The organism is uncultured Campylobacter sp., from assembly GCF_938030685.1.
GTDB lineage: Bacteria > Campylobacterota > Campylobacteria > Campylobacterales > Campylobacteraceae > Campylobacter_B.
The window spans coordinates 25,038-40,917 of record NZ_CALHHX010000044.1 but is presented as its reverse complement, the minus strand read 5'-3'; the positions used below and the strand labels follow the sequence as shown (position 1 = coordinate 40,917).

The 15,880-nt window shown below is 48.5% G+C and carries 13 protein-coding genes; all 13 read left to right on the top strand.

Translation table 11 applies throughout. The features are described 5' to 3' along the window. Positions 1–208: SDR family oxidoreductase (locus tag Q0369_RS02110; RefSeq protein ID WP_298095346.1), on the top strand; the 208-nt coding region annotated here is incomplete at its 5' end. 139 nt (positions 209–347) lie between these two features. After that, positions 348–575 carry a hypothetical protein gene (locus Q0369_RS02105; RefSeq protein ID WP_298095343.1) on the top strand — a complete coding sequence of 76 codons (228 nt, stop codon included), beginning with the start codon at positions 348–350 and terminating at the stop codon, positions 573–575. Between the two features lie 256 nt (positions 576–831). Beyond that, a complete protein-coding gene (locus tag Q0369_RS02100; RefSeq protein ID WP_298095340.1) occupies positions 832–2,106 on the top strand; it encodes a 3'-5' exonuclease in 1,275 nt (424 codons plus the stop codon). After that, the gene (locus Q0369_RS02095) at positions 2,096–2,950 is read left to right on the top strand and encodes a DNA ligase (RefSeq protein WP_298095337.1); all 855 of its coding nucleotides are present in this window, start codon (positions 2,096–2,098) and stop codon (positions 2,948–2,950) included. The genes Q0369_RS02100 and Q0369_RS02095 overlap by 11 nt, the downstream gene beginning before the upstream one ends. Before the next feature lie 52 nt (positions 2,951–3,002). After that, positions 3,003–3,992, top strand: a complete 990-nt coding sequence (gene galE / locus Q0369_RS02090; RefSeq protein ID WP_298095335.1) for a UDP-glucose 4-epimerase GalE — start codon at positions 3,003–3,005, stop codon at positions 3,990–3,992. Positions 3,993–4,073: 81 nt separating this feature from the next. Continuing rightward, positions 4,074–5,612: an oligosaccharide flippase family protein gene (locus tag Q0369_RS02085; RefSeq protein ID WP_298095333.1), complete on the top strand. Its 1,539-nt coding sequence runs from the start codon at positions 4,074–4,076 to the stop codon at positions 5,610–5,612. Next, positions 5,609–7,231, top strand: a complete 1,623-nt coding sequence (locus Q0369_RS02080; RefSeq protein WP_298095331.1) for a Coenzyme F420 hydrogenase/dehydrogenase, beta subunit C-terminal domain — start codon at positions 5,609–5,611, stop codon at positions 7,229–7,231. The genes Q0369_RS02085 and Q0369_RS02080 overlap by 4 nt, the downstream gene beginning before the upstream one ends. After that, the gene (locus Q0369_RS02075; RefSeq protein WP_298095328.1) at positions 7,228–8,289 is read left to right on the top strand and encodes a polysaccharide pyruvyl transferase family protein; all 1,062 of its coding nucleotides are present in this window, start codon (positions 7,228–7,230) and stop codon (positions 8,287–8,289) included. Before Q0369_RS02080 ends, Q0369_RS02075 begins: the two co-directional genes overlap by 4 nt. Before the next feature lies 1 nt (position 8,290). Further along, the gene (locus tag Q0369_RS02070) at positions 8,291–9,370 is read left to right on the top strand and encodes a glycosyltransferase family 4 protein (RefSeq protein WP_298095324.1); all 1,080 of its coding nucleotides are present in this window, start codon (positions 8,291–8,293) and stop codon (positions 9,368–9,370) included. Then, the gene (locus Q0369_RS02065) at positions 9,370–10,635 is read left to right on the top strand and encodes a glycosyltransferase (protein ID WP_298095320.1); all 1,266 of its coding nucleotides are present in this window, start codon (positions 9,370–9,372) and stop codon (positions 10,633–10,635) included. The genes Q0369_RS02070 and Q0369_RS02065 overlap by 1 nt, the downstream gene beginning before the upstream one ends. Next, positions 10,632–11,675 carry a glycosyltransferase gene (locus tag Q0369_RS02060; RefSeq protein ID WP_298095317.1) on the top strand — a complete coding sequence of 348 codons (1,044 nt, stop codon included), beginning with the start codon at positions 10,632–10,634 and terminating at the stop codon, positions 11,673–11,675. Before Q0369_RS02065 ends, Q0369_RS02060 begins: the two co-directional genes overlap by 4 nt. Positions 11,676–11,921: 246 nt before the next feature. After that, positions 11,922–13,040, top strand: coding sequence for a glycosyltransferase (locus Q0369_RS02055; RefSeq protein WP_298095313.1), 1,119 nt, complete (start codon positions 11,922–11,924; stop codon positions 13,038–13,040). A gap of 2 nt (positions 13,041–13,042) precedes the next feature. After that, positions 13,043–15,823 (top strand): STT3 domain-containing protein, encoded by a 2,781-nt coding sequence (locus tag Q0369_RS02050; RefSeq protein ID WP_298095310.1) that lies wholly within the window; start codon positions 13,043–13,045, stop codon positions 15,821–15,823. Positions 15,824–15,880 lie beyond the last annotated feature (57 nt).

The window sequence follows — 15,880 nt, the reverse complement described above, 5'->3', positions numbered from 1 at the left end:
CAACGAGATCAACGCGCCTCTCAAGCGCAACGTCACGACGCAAGACGTCGGCAAAAGCGCGATGTACCTGCTTAGTGACCTTGCTAGCGGCGTAACCGGCGAGGTACACTACGTCGACTGCGGCTACAACGTCATGGGCATGTGCGACGTGGCGACCGACGCCGAGGGTAAGACGATCCTTGCGTGGGACGCGGCTAAGGTCGAGTAAGCGGCGTGCAAAAAGGGCAAAATTTGACGCGCACGGTGTATTACGAGGCTAGGCACAAAGCCATAGCAGAGGGCGGCGTAGAGGGCATCGCCGCTGTTTTGCGAGGTGATGACGAGGCCGAGAAAGCCTCGCTTCTGTCGTGCCTCAGTTTTACCTTGATTCATATTGCGGTTGCGCGCCGGCGCATGAGAGCGAAATTTTTGCCCTTTTGCAGGAGCTGCTTCTGAGCGAGCGCTCGCAAGCTATCAGAGACGATATTTTGCAGCTTTTGGGCGATTACTGCGGCGATTTTAGCGTGCTGCAAAGCAGGCTTTACGAGGCGTCCGGCGAGCTTTTGCCGGGTATCAAGCGCTTGATCGAAGGATAAATTTAACGACCGGCGCGCCTTTGCGCACGGTAATTGCGCCGCGGCGAGCGGTAGTGAAATTTGCCGCGCCTCCGCGCACGCCCCTTTTTTGCTGCGAAAATGCGGCAGCGTAAAATTTTAAGGTTGGAAGCGGCCATGAGAACCTCGGATGAGCGAGGAGCTCTATTGGGCGCGTACCTAAAAACGGCATGGAGATAGAGGATTATTTCGGAGCCATTTTTGAAAAAAGCGGTAAAAACCGCCAGGAAGGAGCTTGATGAAAAAGGATTATATCTGCGTATTCGACTGCGAGACGATCCCCGACGTAGCGGCGTTGGTGCGGGTGCTGGATGAGGATGCGATCGCGAGCTGTTTCGAGCCTTTCGATAAAAAAAGCTTTGCAAAGCTTCTTGATGCGCGGATCTCGCAAAAGATCGGCAGCGAGAAGCAAAGCGCGTCTTTAAATTTTGCTGTAAATTCGGCGGAGCAGAATTTTAAAATAGAAGATTCCGAGCAAAATTCCGCACCTCAAAATTTTACGCAACAAGATGCTGCACTTCAAAGCTTCGCCAGTGAAAATTCCACTAAAAATCACGCGCAGGGAAATTTTACGAGCGAAAAATTCGCATCGCAAAATACGGCGCTCAAAAATTCCGCATCGTCAAATTTAACTTACGACGATATCGCGCCTCAAAGCTCTGCGTCCCAAAGCTCAAAGAGCGAAAATCTCGCTTTAAATTCCGTGCAAGACGCCGCGTCAAACGCGTTAAATTTTAAAATTTACGGCGAGCAGCCGATCTTTAACGCGGATAAAAGCAAAATTTTAAACCACAAATTACTTTCGCTTAGGGCGATGGAAATTTTCAAAGAAAAAACCGGCAGCGAGTTCCTGCCTGTCTGCTTCCACCGCGTCGTTAGCATTAGCGCCGTGATGGCGGACGGATTCGGCAGGTTTTTGCGCGTCTCAACGCTTGATGGCGAGAACGAGCGCGATAAAATCGCAAAATTCCTAGCTTTCATCGAGGATTTTAATCCGCGGCTCGTGAGCTTCAACGGGCGCGGGTTCGATCTGCCGATGATTATGGCGCGCGCGATGTGCTATGATCTAAGCGCCGCAGCGTATTTTGAGACGAACGATCGCGATAACAATAAGAGCAAGTGGGAGAACTACCGCAGCCGCTACGACGGGCGGTTTCATATGGATCTGCTCGATCACATCAGCGATTTTGGCGCCGTTCGCGGGCTCAAACTTGATCATATCTGCGCTAGCGTGGGCCTTCCCGGCAAATACGACGTACACGGCGATCAGGTCTTGCAGCTGTATTACGCAGGCGAGCAGGCCAAGATCGACGAGTACTGCAGATCCGATGTGCTCAACACCTACTGGCTGTTTTTGAAATACGAGCTTTTGCGCGGCAAGATCACCAAGGACGATTATTTGAATTACATCGCGGTGATGGGAGAATTTTTGAAAAAAGAGTGCGCGGGCATGAGCTATACGCCCGTTTTTTGCGACTTTATAGAAAGGGAGCTAGCGGCATATGCGAAGTGAAATTTTTAAAATTTTAAAAGGCGCGGTTTTTGGCGCGGTGTTTTTGCTCTGCGGCGCGATCGCGGACGAGGTTAAATTTAAACCGATGCTGCTTAAAGAATATGTCCCGGGCATGAATATCACGGGTTGGGTGATCAGCGAGAAGCTAGACGGCGTGCGCGCGATCTGGGACGGCAAAAATCTGCGCTCCAGACGCGGCAAGATCATAAACGCCCCCGAGGGCTGGAGCGCGGGCTTTCCGCCGTTTTTCGTGGACGGCGAGCTATACACGGCGCGCGGAGAGTTTGAGCAGCTCGTATCGATCGTCTCTTCTAGCGTGCCCGATGAGCGCTGGAGCAGGGTAAAATTTTATGCGTTTGACCTGCCGAAGGAGCAGAAAAACCTAAGCGCGAAGATGGAAATTTTAAGAAATTTTATCGCCTCAAGCGGCGCGCAAAATTTGCTCATCGTGCAGCAAACTCCGGTAAGCACGCACGCCGACGTGCAGGCGTATTTTGATCGCGTCATCGCCGCGGGCGGCGAGGGGGTCGTACTGCGCGATCCAAACGCGCTTTATGAGAGCGGGCGCAGCGATAAAATTTTAAAATACAAAAAGACGCACGATAGCGATTGCAAGGTCGTAAAAATCAACCCGGGCTACGGCAAAAACGAGGGTAAGATGGGTTCGCTTAGCTGCGTGGATCTACGTAGCGGGGTGAAATTTAAAGTAGGCACGGGCTTTAGCGACGAAATGCGGGCAAATCCGCCTAAGGTAGGCACGATCATCACCTATCAATACCAAAATTTAACCCGCGAAAAAAAGCCGCGCTTCCCCGTATTTTTGCGCGTGCGACCGGAGATTTAATCTAAGGGGCTATAATCGCGTATTTTGATAAATTTGATCCGAAGGAGAAGAGATGAAAATTTTAATCACAGGCGGCGCGGGATATATCGGCAGCCACGTTGCAAAGGCGCTTTTAGAAGCGAACCGCCACGACGTCGTCATACTGGATAATCTTTGCAAAGGCTCAATGCGAGCGATCGAGGCGCTTCGCGACGTGGGCGAGTTTGAGTTCGTGCAGGAAAGCCTAGAAAATACCCCCGCAATCGAGAAGCTTTTTGGGCGCGAGAAGTTTGATGCGATCATTCACTTTGCGGCGTTTATCGAGGTTTTTGAAAGCACGCAAAATCCGCTAAAATACTACCTAAATAACACCGCCAACGCGATGAATTTGATCGCGCTTGCGAACAAATACGGCGTGAAAGACTTCATATTTAGCTCCACGGCAGCAACCTACGGCGAGCCGGATATCCCACAAGTAAGCGAGGAAACTCCGCAAAACCCGATCAATCCGTACGGCAGAAGCAAGCTGATGGTCGAGTGGGTACTAAAAGATACGGCGGCGGCAAATCCGAATTTTAAATACGGAATTTTGCGCTACTTCAATGTGGCAGGCGCGGCTAGCGACGGCACGATCGGGCAAAACTACCCGAACGCGACACATCTAATTAAGGTTGCGACCCAAACGATCGTCGGCAAGCGCGATAAGATGAGCATCTTCGGCGATGATTACGACACCAAAGACGGCACCTGCATCCGCGACTACATCCACGTAGAGGACCTCGCAAGCGCGCATCTGGCAGTGCTTGATTATCTGCAAAGCAATGATAGCGCGGTCTTTAACGTAGGATATGGCACGGGCTTTAGCGTAAAAGAGGTCGTCAATGAAGCTAAAAAAGTAAGCGGCGTGGATTTTAAAGTGGAGATCGCTCCGCGCAGAGCGGGGGATCCTGCCTGCCTCATCTCAAATGCGGATAAAATTCGCACCAAAACCTCTTGGCATCCCGAGCACGAGAGCCTGGATGAGATCATCCTAAGCGCGCTTAATTGGGAAAAGAAGCTCTAGGTTCTAGCGTGAAAGTGCGATTTGAAATTTTAAAATTTTACTCCGCCGTGTTTAATAGCGGCGAGCAAAAGGAAGCCTTGTTTGCTTAAAATTCTAAACGCCCCCGAAGCCGCGCAGCGTAAGCTCGGCGTCGTGCTATCGTATGTAAATATCTTTGTTTCTACGATACTTACTTTGGTTTATACGCCGTTTTTTCTGCGGGCGCTGGGGCAGAGCGAGTTTGGGCTATATTCTTTAGCGAGCAGCGTTATCGGCTATTTAGCGATTTTAGATTTGGGTTTCGGTAATGCTGTGACGGTCTATACCGCCAAATACGTCTCAAGCGGCGAAGTGGAGCGCATGCATAAGCTGCACGGAACGATCTTTAGCGTGTATTTAGTGATGAGCGCGGTGATCGTGCTTGCAGGAGCTGCGCTGCTAGCCAATCTGCACGCGATTTTTGGCGCTAAGCTAAGCGCTAGTGAGATGGGCGAAATTCGCATTATGCTAATGCTACTAACTGCAAATTTAGCGATTAGCTTTCCTTTTAGCATCTATTCGTCGATCCTTACGGCGCATGAGAATTTCGTATTTATTAAGCTAGTTGGGATCTTTCGTACGATCGCTCTGCCGATAGCTGCGGTGCCTGCGCTACTTTTGGGATATAAGGCTATCGCGATCGTAATCATCGCTACGGCGGTAAATTTAATCTGCGTCGCGGCAGATTTCATCTATTGCAAAAGCAAAGTCTCGCCCGTGATAAGCGTGCGAAATTTCGACGCCTCCACGCTTAAGCAAATTTTTGGCTACTCGTTTTTTATATTTTTAGGCATCGTAGTCGATCAAGTAAACTGGAATGTCGATAATTTTATCTTAGGCGCTGTTGCAGGCGCTACAGCGGTCTCCACGTATGCCGTAGCAAGCACGATAAATGCCACTTTCGTCACGCTTTCGCTCACCATTAGCGGTGTGATGCTTCCTAAAATCGCCAAAATGGTCTCTGCAAACTCCACTGATTCCGAGCTTAGCGCGGAATTTATCAAGATAGGCAGGCTGCAATTTTACGTGATATTTTTTATCGCGTCGCTTTTGGTGATTTTTGGGCGGGAGTTTATCGTGCTATGGGCTGGCGCAAATTATGAAATTTCATACGCAATCGCGCTTATTTTGGTGCTTCCAGTAAGCGTGCCGTTGATTCAAAATTTAGGCCTAGCCGTGCTTCAGGCAAAAAACAAAGTCAAATTTCGCTCAATCGCCGCGTTTTGCGTCACGCTCGTAAATATCGCTATTTCTATCCCGCTAGCTAAGGCTTACGGAGGCGTGGGCGCTGCGTGCGGCACGGCTTTTGCGATTACCTTGCTAAATATCTGCGTGATGAATATCTACTATGCTCGTGTAATCGGACTTGACATCGCTAAATTTTGGCGAAATATCGGCGCGATGGTAGTAAAATTTGCTCCCGCAATCGCAGTAAGCCTAGCGATAAATTATGCACTAGGCTTGCATGGAGTGAGCTTTTTGCTAATTTGCGGCGGGCTTTATTCGGCTATGTTTGTGCTAAGCGCATATTTTTGGGCGATGAACGATTACGAGCGCGCGATTTTTGGCGGCATTGCAGCAAAGATAAGGAGGCGGGCTTGAGCTTCAATGTAATTAGCGAAGTAGTTACGAAAGACCGCTGTATCGGCTGCGGCGTCTGCGCGAGCAGCTGCCCTTTTAGCGTGCTAAAAATGCGGCTTGGAGGCAATGGATTTTACGCGCCCGAGGAAGGCGAAGGGTGTCGCGACAAATGTGATATTTGTCTAAAAGTCTGCCCGTTTTACGAAAAAGACATGCTCGAAAACGAGCTAAATTCTAAATCATACTCAGAGCTGGAAAGCTTTAGTCCTGATTTTGGCAGATTTTTAGCCACTTACAAATTCTACAAAAAGGATGAAGCGCAGCGCTTAAGCAGTGCAAGCGGCGGCGCGGGAGATTATATTTTTCGCGAGCTTTTTGCGCGCGGGCTCATTGATTACGCGATTTGCGCTGTGCCTGCGGACGAGGGGGATTTTATAGCCCAAAATTCCAAGCGTGATTTTTCTGCCTGCAATAATTTAGCGCAGTCACAGAATTTGCAAAATTCCGCAACCAAAAATTCCGAGCAGAATTCCGTAATTCCGAATTTAACGCAGAATTTGGCGGATGATGATTCTATAAATTTTACGAGTGCGCAAAATTCTTTTTGCGAAAATTTTACGCAGAATTCCGTGCAGAATTTTACAAATGAAAATTTCGCACAGAATTATAAAGCTTCTTGTGAAAATTCCGTATCAACGCAGAATTTTGCTTGCGAGAATTCTAAAAACACGCGAAATTCTATGGGCGAAAATTCCGTGCCGCTATTTAAATTTAGCGTGATAAAAAATGCTGATGAGCTTACTCGCGCGCGCTCGTCCGCTTACTATCCGCTCACGCTTGAAGCAGTGCTAAAGGAGATGTCGCGCCGTGAGGGTAGATACGCGATCAGCGCGCTGCCGTGTTTTGCCAAGGCCTTAAGGCTTGCTGCGAGTAAAAATCCGCGCCTTAAATCCCGCATAAGCTTTATTATCGGGCTGGTTTGCGGACAGGGCAAGGGTGCTGGTTTCACGCATAAGCTGGCAGATCTTGCGTTTAAAGAGCGTAAGCAGCTCGCAGCAGTTAATTACAGATATAAAATCGCGGGCAAAAGTGCGATGAGCTTTGGCTTTAAATTTCGCGCTGCAGACGGTAGCGAGGCGATAGATGATCGCAGTAGTAGCGCCTTTGCATACTGGAGTTCGCGCGCTTTTACGCCGCTTGCGTGCAACGCCTGCACCGACGTTTTTGCTAAATGCGCCGACGTCGTGCTGATGGATGCGTGGCTGCAAAGCGAAATAAGCGAGTGGCGCGGCACATCGCTCGTAATTACGCGCGCAGCTCAGATCGACGCGCTGTTTTCGCAGCCTACGAAGCAGGCACGCGAGGAGATTTTTTGCGAGCGGATATCCGCAGCGGAGGTGCAGCGCTCGCAGCAAAGCCAGGTGGAGTGTAAAAACGAAATTTTCTATGGCGCGAAAAATCCGCTTAGGTGTTACATATTGCGCCAGAAGCTTCAGATCCAGCGATATAGCGCTACGCATTTTGATTGTGATGATTTCATCGCCGCTAGGCTCAAAAAAATTGCCGCTGCGAATAAAGTGCTAGCGCTTTTAGCGCTACCAAAGAACGCGGCATATAAAATTTATAGGAAGTTTGCATGAAGATCGGGATTTTTACCCTGCCGCTAGTAAATAATTACGGCGGAATTTTACAAGCTTATGCGCTAAGTCGCGTCCTAGTGGGGCTAGGGCATGAGCCACGTCTCATAAACTTGCGCCTGCAAAGAAGTAAACTATCGATTGCGTATATTAAATTTTTAGTGGCATGTGCGCTTAAAAAGGAGCTTTGCGGCGCGAAATTTAATCCCTCTTACGAGCGCGATACTAGCGAGTTTGTATCGGAAAATATTCCTTTAACCGCGCCTGTTTGCACGCCTGCGGATTTAAAAGCGCTGTGCGAGAAAAAGCGCTTTGAAGCGGTGATTTTAGGAAGCGATCAGGTTTTTCGCCCTAGCTATTTTGCGGATTTTGCAGATTGCTTTAGCCTTGGATTTTTGCCGCCTAACTGCACGCGGATCGCCTATGCTGCAAGCTTTGGCGGAGATAGGCTCTGTGGGCTTAAAAACCCCGCGGATTTAAAAGCTCACGCTGCAAATTTGGCTAAATTTAAAGCTATTTCGGTGCGCGAGCGTGATGGTATAAAGCTTGCGAGTGAATGCTTTGGCGTAGATGCGCACTGGGTACTGGATCCTACGCTTTTAGCTAACAAAGAGATTTACGATAAATTTTTAAGTCATGCACCAAAGCGTAAGGGTTTTGCCTATATCCTAGATCCATCGCCTCGCTCAGAAGCGACGATAGAGCTACTAAAAAAGCAAAGCGGCCTAGAGATAGATGAGGTGAACGACCGCGGCAACCGCATCGGCATAAAAGCGTGGCTAAGCGCTATTGCGGGCGCGGAGTTTGTGCTAACCGACTCATTTCACGGCTGCGTATTTTCTATAATCTTTAATAAGCCGTTTTTTGTGCTCGTTAACGCTAGTCGCGGCGCGTCGCGCTTTAGCTCGCTTTTGGGCTCGTTCGGGCTTGAAGATAGAGCTTTGCAAGATCCCAAAGACGCGCGCTTGAACGCGACTATCGATTGGGATGGCGTAAATGAGGCGTTGCGCCGTAAAAGAGAGGACTCGATGAAATTTTTAAAAACAAGTTTAGGCTCATAAAATGAAAATAGCTATGGTAATTTCTGCTTTAGGCAAGGGCGGTGCCGAGCGCGTGCTAAGCGTGCTGGCAAATTTTTTCTGCCGTGAGAATGAAGTCTGTGTGATAAAATTTGACGCAGATGAGCCGTTTTACGCGCTAGATCCTAAGATCGAGCTTCTTAGCTTGGATTTAGGAGTGGGCGATTTGGGAGTATTTGGCAATATAAAAAAGCGCTACGATAAAATTTTAGCCTTGCACAGGCTTCTAAAAAGTCGTAAATTTGACGTCGTAATCTCGTTTTTAGATAATACCAATGTCCTTACGCTTATCGCAAATCTAGGAGTTGGGCAGAAAATCATCGTCTCCGAACACACCAATCATCGCTTTTTAAAAAGTCCGATCTGGCGAGCTCTCAAGCGGATCTTTTATCCGAGGGCTGCAGCTCTTAGCGTGCTTAGTAAATTTGATCTGGATCATTACACATATGTGCAAAATCGCGCGATTATGCCTAATCCGATGTTTGAGATCAGCCATGCTAAAGACGCCCGCCCGCCTAAAGAAAATATCATCCTAGCAGCCGGCCGACTCAATGTCTATAAGGGCTTTGATGTCCTTCTTAAGGCACTTGCGCTTATAGATTTCAATCTTTTAAAAGAGTGGAAGGTGGTGATCGCAGGCGACGGAGAGGAGCGAAAGAGCCTTGAGAGCTTAGCTGCGAAGCTGCGCTTAAATGTGCAGTTCATCGGCTTTGTGCGCGATATCGAAAGCTTATATGAACGCGCTAAAATCGTAGTCGTAACCTCCAAGATGGAGGGCTTTTGCAATATTTTGATGGAAAGTATATTTTTCGGCACCGCTAGAATTTCTACGGATTGCATCGCAGGTCCTAGCGAGCTTATAAGCGACGGCGTAGATGGGTTTTTGTGCCCTGTAGGCGATAGCGCAAGTATCGCTAAAAAGCTTGAAATTCTAATGAGCGACGAAAAGCTGCGCGAGCGACTCGTGCAAAATGCCTCTAAGCGCGAGGAGAGCTTTAAAATTGAAACGATCGGGCGACGCTGGCTTGATTTCATAGCCGCTACGATACACAGGGAGGAATAATGAGCAAAAATCCCCTAATCTCGGTCATCATCCCTGTTTATAATGTCAAAGAATTTCTGCGCGCTTGCATGGAGCGCATCACGGCGCAGACCTATACGAACTTAGAAATTTTGCTCGTAGATGATGGCTCAAATGACGGCAGCGAGGCGATTTGCGACGAATACGCTGCGCGCGATCCCCGTGTGTGCGTGCTGCATAAACCAAACGGCGGGCAGGCTAGCGCGCGAAACGCTGCTTTGGATGTCGCTCGCGGGGAGTTTATCAGTTTCGTAGATAGCGACGATTTGATAAGCCTTGATTTGATTGAGACGCTTTTTCGCCTGACGCAGAAATTTTGCACCAAAATAGCTATGTGCGGCTACGCGGCATTTAGCGACGAGAGCGAAATAAATAATTTCAAGGCGGCTTTAAATTCTAAAGAAAATCAAAATTCTAAAGAGATTAGCGATCCAGGAGGAGCTGCAAATTCGAATGCCAACGCAGGCGAATACAAAATATCGCCGCAAGAGCTTTTTAGACGCAGCTGCACGCAGGATCCGTATTTTAGCACCGCGGTTTGGCGCGCGCTGTTTGCTCGTGAAATTTTCGCTGCCTTGCGCTTTCCTACGGGGCAGATCTATGAGGATGTGGCGATATTTTTTGATATTTTTAACGCTTCTATTGCGGCGTGCACGGATGAAATTTTATATTTTTATCGCGTAAGGGCGGGCTCGACCGTAAACTCATTCGCGCGCAGGCATCTAGCGGTCATCGCTGCGGTGCGCCGCTATACTGAGGCGATCGCTGCGAATTATCCAAGCTTGGCGCGTGAGGCTAATTTCACTCGCTGCGAGTCCGCGCTGAATACGGCGTTTTTAATTATCAAATCGAGCTTTGATCCTGCAAGTTCGGATGGGGATGCGACTTCTCCTTCCAAGGCTAATACGCGCAGCTTGGCAAACGAGGCAGATTTGCATGGCGCTGATAGTTTATCTTGCGCATGCGGTAAAAATTCCGCAGTTAAAAATTCCGCCAAGCAAAATTATATGCGAAATTCCGAGCAAAATTCCGCGTCGCAAAGAAAGACTGCAGATCCCCGCTCGCCTTTAAACGCCGCAGAAGCTGCGGATCAGATCCGCTCACTGCGCGCTTTGGTGCGCGAGCGGCTGGATTTTAGATTTTTCGCGGCGCATGCAAGCCGCACGCAGACACTGATGATGGTCTTGTTTTACGCTAGCCCTGCGCTTTTGCGGCTATTTTATAAAATTTATCGGAAGTTAAAATGAAAATTTTATTCGTCATCGCAGCTCTTAGAAACGGCGGCGCCGAGCGCGTGCTGCAGGTCTTGGCGAACCATTTTGCGCGCGCAAACGACGTTACGATCGCGATTTTGGAAAACGACGAGGGCAGGTATAAATTTAGCGAAAAGATAAAATTTTTGCATCTGGACGTTTATAAAAACGGCGGCAGGTTCGATAAATACAGAATTTTGCGCGAGTGTTTCAAGCGCGAGCGCCCAAGCGTCATCATCAGCTTTATGGACTGGACGAACGTAGCGTGCGTGATCGCAAGCTTCGGGCTAGGCATCCCGCTTATCGCGACCGAGCACAACGCGCACGATTATCTGCCAAGCGGGCTTTTTAGCCGCGTGCGCGATCTGTGCTATAAAAAAGCGGACGCGCTTACGGTGCTTACGCGCTCGGACTTTGAGTACTATTCGCGATTTGTCAAAAACTGCTTCATCGTGCACAATCCCTTTTTCGGCGAGATTGATGGCGCTAAAAGCGCTAAGCGAAACGTAATCTTAAGCGTCGGCAGGCTCGAGCCCGTAAAGGGGTATGAAATTTACTTTGACGCGCTAAGCAGGATCGATAAAAGCCTGCTTGCGAAGTGGGAAATTTTAATCGCGGGCGATGGCTCGCTGCGCGAAAGCTTGCGCGAGCTCGTGGCGCGACTCGGGCTTGAAGTGCGATTTTTAGGGCATAAGCAGGACGTGAGCGAGCTGTATAAAGAAGCTAAAATTTTTGTGCTCAGTTCGCTTAATGAAGGGCTTTCGAACGTGCTGATCGAGTCTGCATTTTATGGCTGCGCACGGCTTAGCAGCGATACAGCGGGTGCAAAAGAGCTCATAAAGGACGGCTTTAGCGGCATTTTGTTTAAACGCGGCGATGCGAATGGGCTTGCGAGAAAGCTTGAAAATTTAATGCGAGATGAGGCGCTGCAAAAGCGGCTGGTGCAAAATGCAAATGAAAATTTAGACGAGTTTTCGCAAGAGCGCATAGTTGAGCTTTGGCAGGGCTTGATAGATCGGTTTGCGCGCAAATAGTGCGGCGCTTATCGATGCTCTGCGGCGCGCAGGGATTAAATTTAAACTTCGGTGTGCTAAGATAGGCTCTTGCGCCCGAGCAAAACGGTGCGTTTAAATTTACAAAGCCACATTGCGCTATGAAATTTAGCCTCTTGAGGCAGTGCAAAATGCGCTAAATTTAAACAGCGCGGCGTATGCTCGCATAAAAAGGCGTGAGTAAAGCTTAAATTTAGGGCGCGGCAGCGATATTTAAAAGGTAAAGGGATGAAGAAATTAAGCGTTTTTATATATTCGATGGGCGGCGGCGGCGCCGAACGCGTCGTAAGCAACCTCTTAGGCGAGCTTACGGCACGCTACGAAGTGCATCTGGTGCTGATGAACGAGAGGATTTTTTATGAAATTCCAAGCGGCGTGCAGATCCACTTCATCGAAAAATCAGCCCCTTTTGAAAATGGACTGTTGAAGCTCGCAAAGCTGCCGTTTTTGGCGCTGCGATACAAAAAGCTATGCGAGAGGCTGGGTATCGACATCCACTTCGTTTGGATGAACCGCCCGTGTTACGTGGCGGCGCTGGCGCGAGTTTACGGGCTACGCGGAACGATGATTTTTAACGAATGCTCGACGCCGTCGGTGCTGTATAAAGAGCCGAGCTTCAAATCCAAAATTTCAAAGCTTTTGCTGCGCAAGCTCTATCCGAAGGCTGATTTTATCTTTCCAAACTCGCTTGGAAATCTGCGCGATCTGGCGGATAATTTCGGAATCGACGAGCGCAAGATGAGCGTGCTATACAACGCGATCGATTTGGATGAGATCGGTCGCAAAGCAAGCGAGCAGGTCGCGCAGGAGCGGCCGTTTTTCCTAAGCGTCGGCAGGCTCGATGCGGGCAAAAACCACGCGCTTTTGATCCGCGCGTATGCAAATTTAAAAAATAACGACAAAGACCTGCTGATCTTGGGCGACGGCGTGCTGCGAGCCGAGCTTGAGGCCCTGATAGAGGAGCTGGGCTTAGGCGGCCGCGTGAAGCTTTTGGGCTTTGACGCAAATCCGTATAAGTATATGGCTAGATGCTACGCGTTTGTTTTCGTAAGCCTTTTTGAGGGCTTTTCAAACGCGCTCATCGAAGCTCTTGCGTGCGGCAAGCTCGTGATTTCAAGCGATCATCAAAGCGGCGCGCGCGAGCTTATGGGGCAGAGCGAATGGGGCGTGCTAGTGGGCGTGAACGATCTAGAAAGCACTCAAGCGGCGATGCAAAAAGCGCTGGATGATGAAAATTATGTAAAATTTTATGAGAAAAAGGCTAAAATTAGAGCCTCGTTTTTCGATAAAAAACGGATAGCAAGCGAGCTGATCGCAAAAATAGAACAAATCGACGAAGGAAAATAGGCGTGGGTGAAGAAAAAAAGGCTTTTAGCGTCAGAGAGATCGACGAAGGATCGGACGATCAAAAAGACGCGCAATCAATGGGTGCCGACAAAGCTGCCTTAAGCGAAAATTTCGCTAGTGAGGGAAATTTTGATGCAGAGTATTCCGCAGGCGGCGGTGAGAATTTTAGCGGCGAAAATGCCGCAATTGAAGGTAGCGAGGATACCGCGCCTCAGAGCGATAAAAATTCCGCGCTTGATGCAAAAAATTCTGCGAGCAAAAATTCCGCGCACGCCGGCGTTAAAAATTTAAGCGACGATCAAGCGCGCGCTGTTTCTGCAAAAATGCGAGCACAAAAAAAATCCAAAAAGGCTAAAAAATCAAACGGACGAAATTCCGCCTCGGTAAATTCTGAAAATTCCGCAGGCGCAAATTCTACAAACTCAAATTTGAAAGGCACTGCGAATTCCACGAGCAAAAATTCTACAAATAAAAATTCCGCTGGCGTTGCGAACTCTACAAATAAAAATTCCGCAAAAGCCGCTAATTTGGCTAAATTTAAAAATGCGAATTCTGCAAGCGCTTTAAATTCTACAAACGGCATAAATTCTGATAATTCTAAAAGCTTTACAGCAGAAAATTCCCAAAATTCTAAAAATCAGGCAGCTGGCGCGCTTCCTGCCAGGCGTAGAATTTTTGGCTTCATAAAAAATTATGAGTTTTCTAAGCATATTTTGCTGATGATTTTGTTTGCATTTGCCTTTAGCGTGGCGTTTCGTATGTGGTGGGTTTATTGGGCGAGCGGCTTTGTGAACTACTTTTTTTGGGACGGCGAGCTGATGATAAACACAAACGACGGCTACGCCTTCGCAGAGGGCGCGCGCGACCGTCTTGCGGGCTTTCATCAGCCCAACGATCTTAGCTATTTTAGCGCGCCACTTTCGATCGTGACGGCGTTTTTGGCTGAAATTTTGCCCTTTAAAATCGAGACGATCTTCGTTTATCTACCGGCTTTGTTTAGCTCGCTCATCGTAGTGCCGATCTTGCTTATCTCAAGCGAGTTTCGCTGCATGCGCGCAGGCTTCATCGGCGCACTTGTCGCGAGCGTGGCGAATAGCTACTACAACCGCACGATGGCTGGGTATTACGACACCGATATGCTAAATATCGTGCTTGCGATGTGTATTTTGTGGGCGCTCATCCGCATTTGCACGCGCGGTTCGCGCAGCACGCTGTTTTGGCTGGGCACGTTTACGATATTTTATATGTGGTGGTATCCCTCAAGCTTCTCGCTAAATTCCATGATGCTCGCCGCATTTTTTGCTTATACGCTGATTTTTAAGCGAAAAAATGCGGTGAATTACGAAGCGATGATTATCTTTTTGATCGCGCTTTGCTCTACGCCGCTGGTGGCAAAGATTTTAATCTCGCTTGTGCTATTTTGGCTCTTTGCGTTTAAAGGAAGGCTGTTAAATTTTAAATCTCTAGCCCTTTTGGGCGGCTTTGCCGTAGTCTTTTTCATCGCAAACGGAGGTCTTAGCCCGATCATCTTTCAGGCGAAATTTTATATCTTCCGCTCCTTTGCGGACAACGCTGATACGGCATTTCATTTTTTCAACGTCAATCAAACGATCCAAGAATCGGGCATCGTGCCGCCTAAGATCTTTATGGAGCGCATCAGCTCACACGTCGCGGTTTTCGTGATCGCAGCGATCGGATATTTAGTGCTTTGCTTTAGGCATAAGGAATTTTTGCTCTCGATCCCGCTTCTGCTTTTGGGCTTTGCGGCGAACAAGGCAGGCCTTAGATTTACGATCTATGCAGTGGGCGTGATGGGGCTGAGCTTCGGATATATTTTGTATTTTTGCGTAAAGCGCTTGGATCTGCCAAAGATCGCCGGACGCGCGATACTGCTGATTTTGACGGCGCTTGCGATCTATCCCGCGTGGCAGCACATCGTCTCGTACAAGGTCGATACGGTCTTTTATAAAAGCGAGGTGCGGGTGCTTGACGAGCTCAAAGATAAGGCGCAGCGCGAGGATTACGCTCTTTCGTGGTGGGACTACGGATACGGCATACGCTATTACAGCGACGTAAAGACCCTCATTGACGGCGGCAAACACCTCGGCAACGATAATTTTCCCGTTAGCTTCGCGCTTTTTAAAGATCAGATGAGCTCTGCGAATATGGCACGCCTGGATGTCGAATACACCGAGCGCGGATATAGCGAAAAAATTCCAAACAAGTTAAAGCAAATTTTAAAAGACTACAACGCGACCGATGTGAATGATTTTATCTTAAGCTTGGGGCTGGCTGATTTTAAGCCGCCAAGGCCTACGCGCGACATCTACTACATCCTGCCCGATCGCATGATGAATATCTTCCCCGTCGTCACGCAGTTTTCAAACATCGACATCACCGACGGCAAGCAGCTAAGTGAGCTGTTTTTTATAACGAGCGATAGGTTCGTTCAGGATCAAAGCGGCGTGCATATGGACAACGGCTTTTCGATCTCGCCGAGCCTTTTAAATTTAGAGTATAGCGGCAGAAAATTCGCGATCAATACCTTTTACGAAACAAGCTACGACGCAAGCGGCAAGCTTTCGGTAAAAGAGTTTAATATGGACAGCAGCGCGCAATTTTACGTGATTTTCATGCGCGATTACGGGAGATTTTTGCTGCTAGATAAGACGATGCTAAACTCAAGCTATATTCAGCTTTTTGTATTTGAAAGATATAGGCCCGAGCTATTCGAGCCTGTGATCTTAAGCCCTGCTGTGAAAGTTTATAAATTAAAGCGCTAGATAAAATTTTGCCGCAAGCTAAGGAGAAATTTATGAAATTTAATCTCGCAACGCCAA

What these genes read in the sequence shown, in the direction of transcription:
- Q0369_RS02075 (WP_298095328.1), top strand. Translation starts at nt 7,228, where the DNA reads ATGAAGATCGGGATTTTTACCCTGCCGCTAGTAAATAATTACGGCGGA.
- Q0369_RS02095 (WP_298095337.1), top strand. Translation starts at nt 2,096, where the DNA reads ATGCGAAGTGAAATTTTTAAAATTTTAAAAGGCGCGGTTTTTGGCGCG.
- Q0369_RS02065 (WP_298095320.1), top strand. Translation starts at nt 9,370, where the DNA reads ATGAGCAAAAATCCCCTAATCTCGGTCATCATCCCTGTTTATAATGTC.
- Q0369_RS02100 (WP_298095340.1), top strand. Translation starts at nt 832, where the DNA reads ATGAAAAAGGATTATATCTGCGTATTCGACTGCGAGACGATCCCCGAC.
- Q0369_RS02060 (WP_298095317.1), top strand. Translation starts at nt 10,632, where the DNA reads ATGAAAATTTTATTCGTCATCGCAGCTCTTAGAAACGGCGGCGCCGAG.
- Q0369_RS02055 (WP_298095313.1), top strand. Translation starts at nt 11,922, where the DNA reads ATGAAGAAATTAAGCGTTTTTATATATTCGATGGGCGGCGGCGGCGCC.
- Q0369_RS02070 (WP_298095324.1), top strand. Translation starts at nt 8,291, where the DNA reads ATGAAAATAGCTATGGTAATTTCTGCTTTAGGCAAGGGCGGTGCCGAG.
- galE (WP_298095335.1), top strand. Translation starts at nt 3,003, where the DNA reads ATGAAAATTTTAATCACAGGCGGCGCGGGATATATCGGCAGCCACGTT.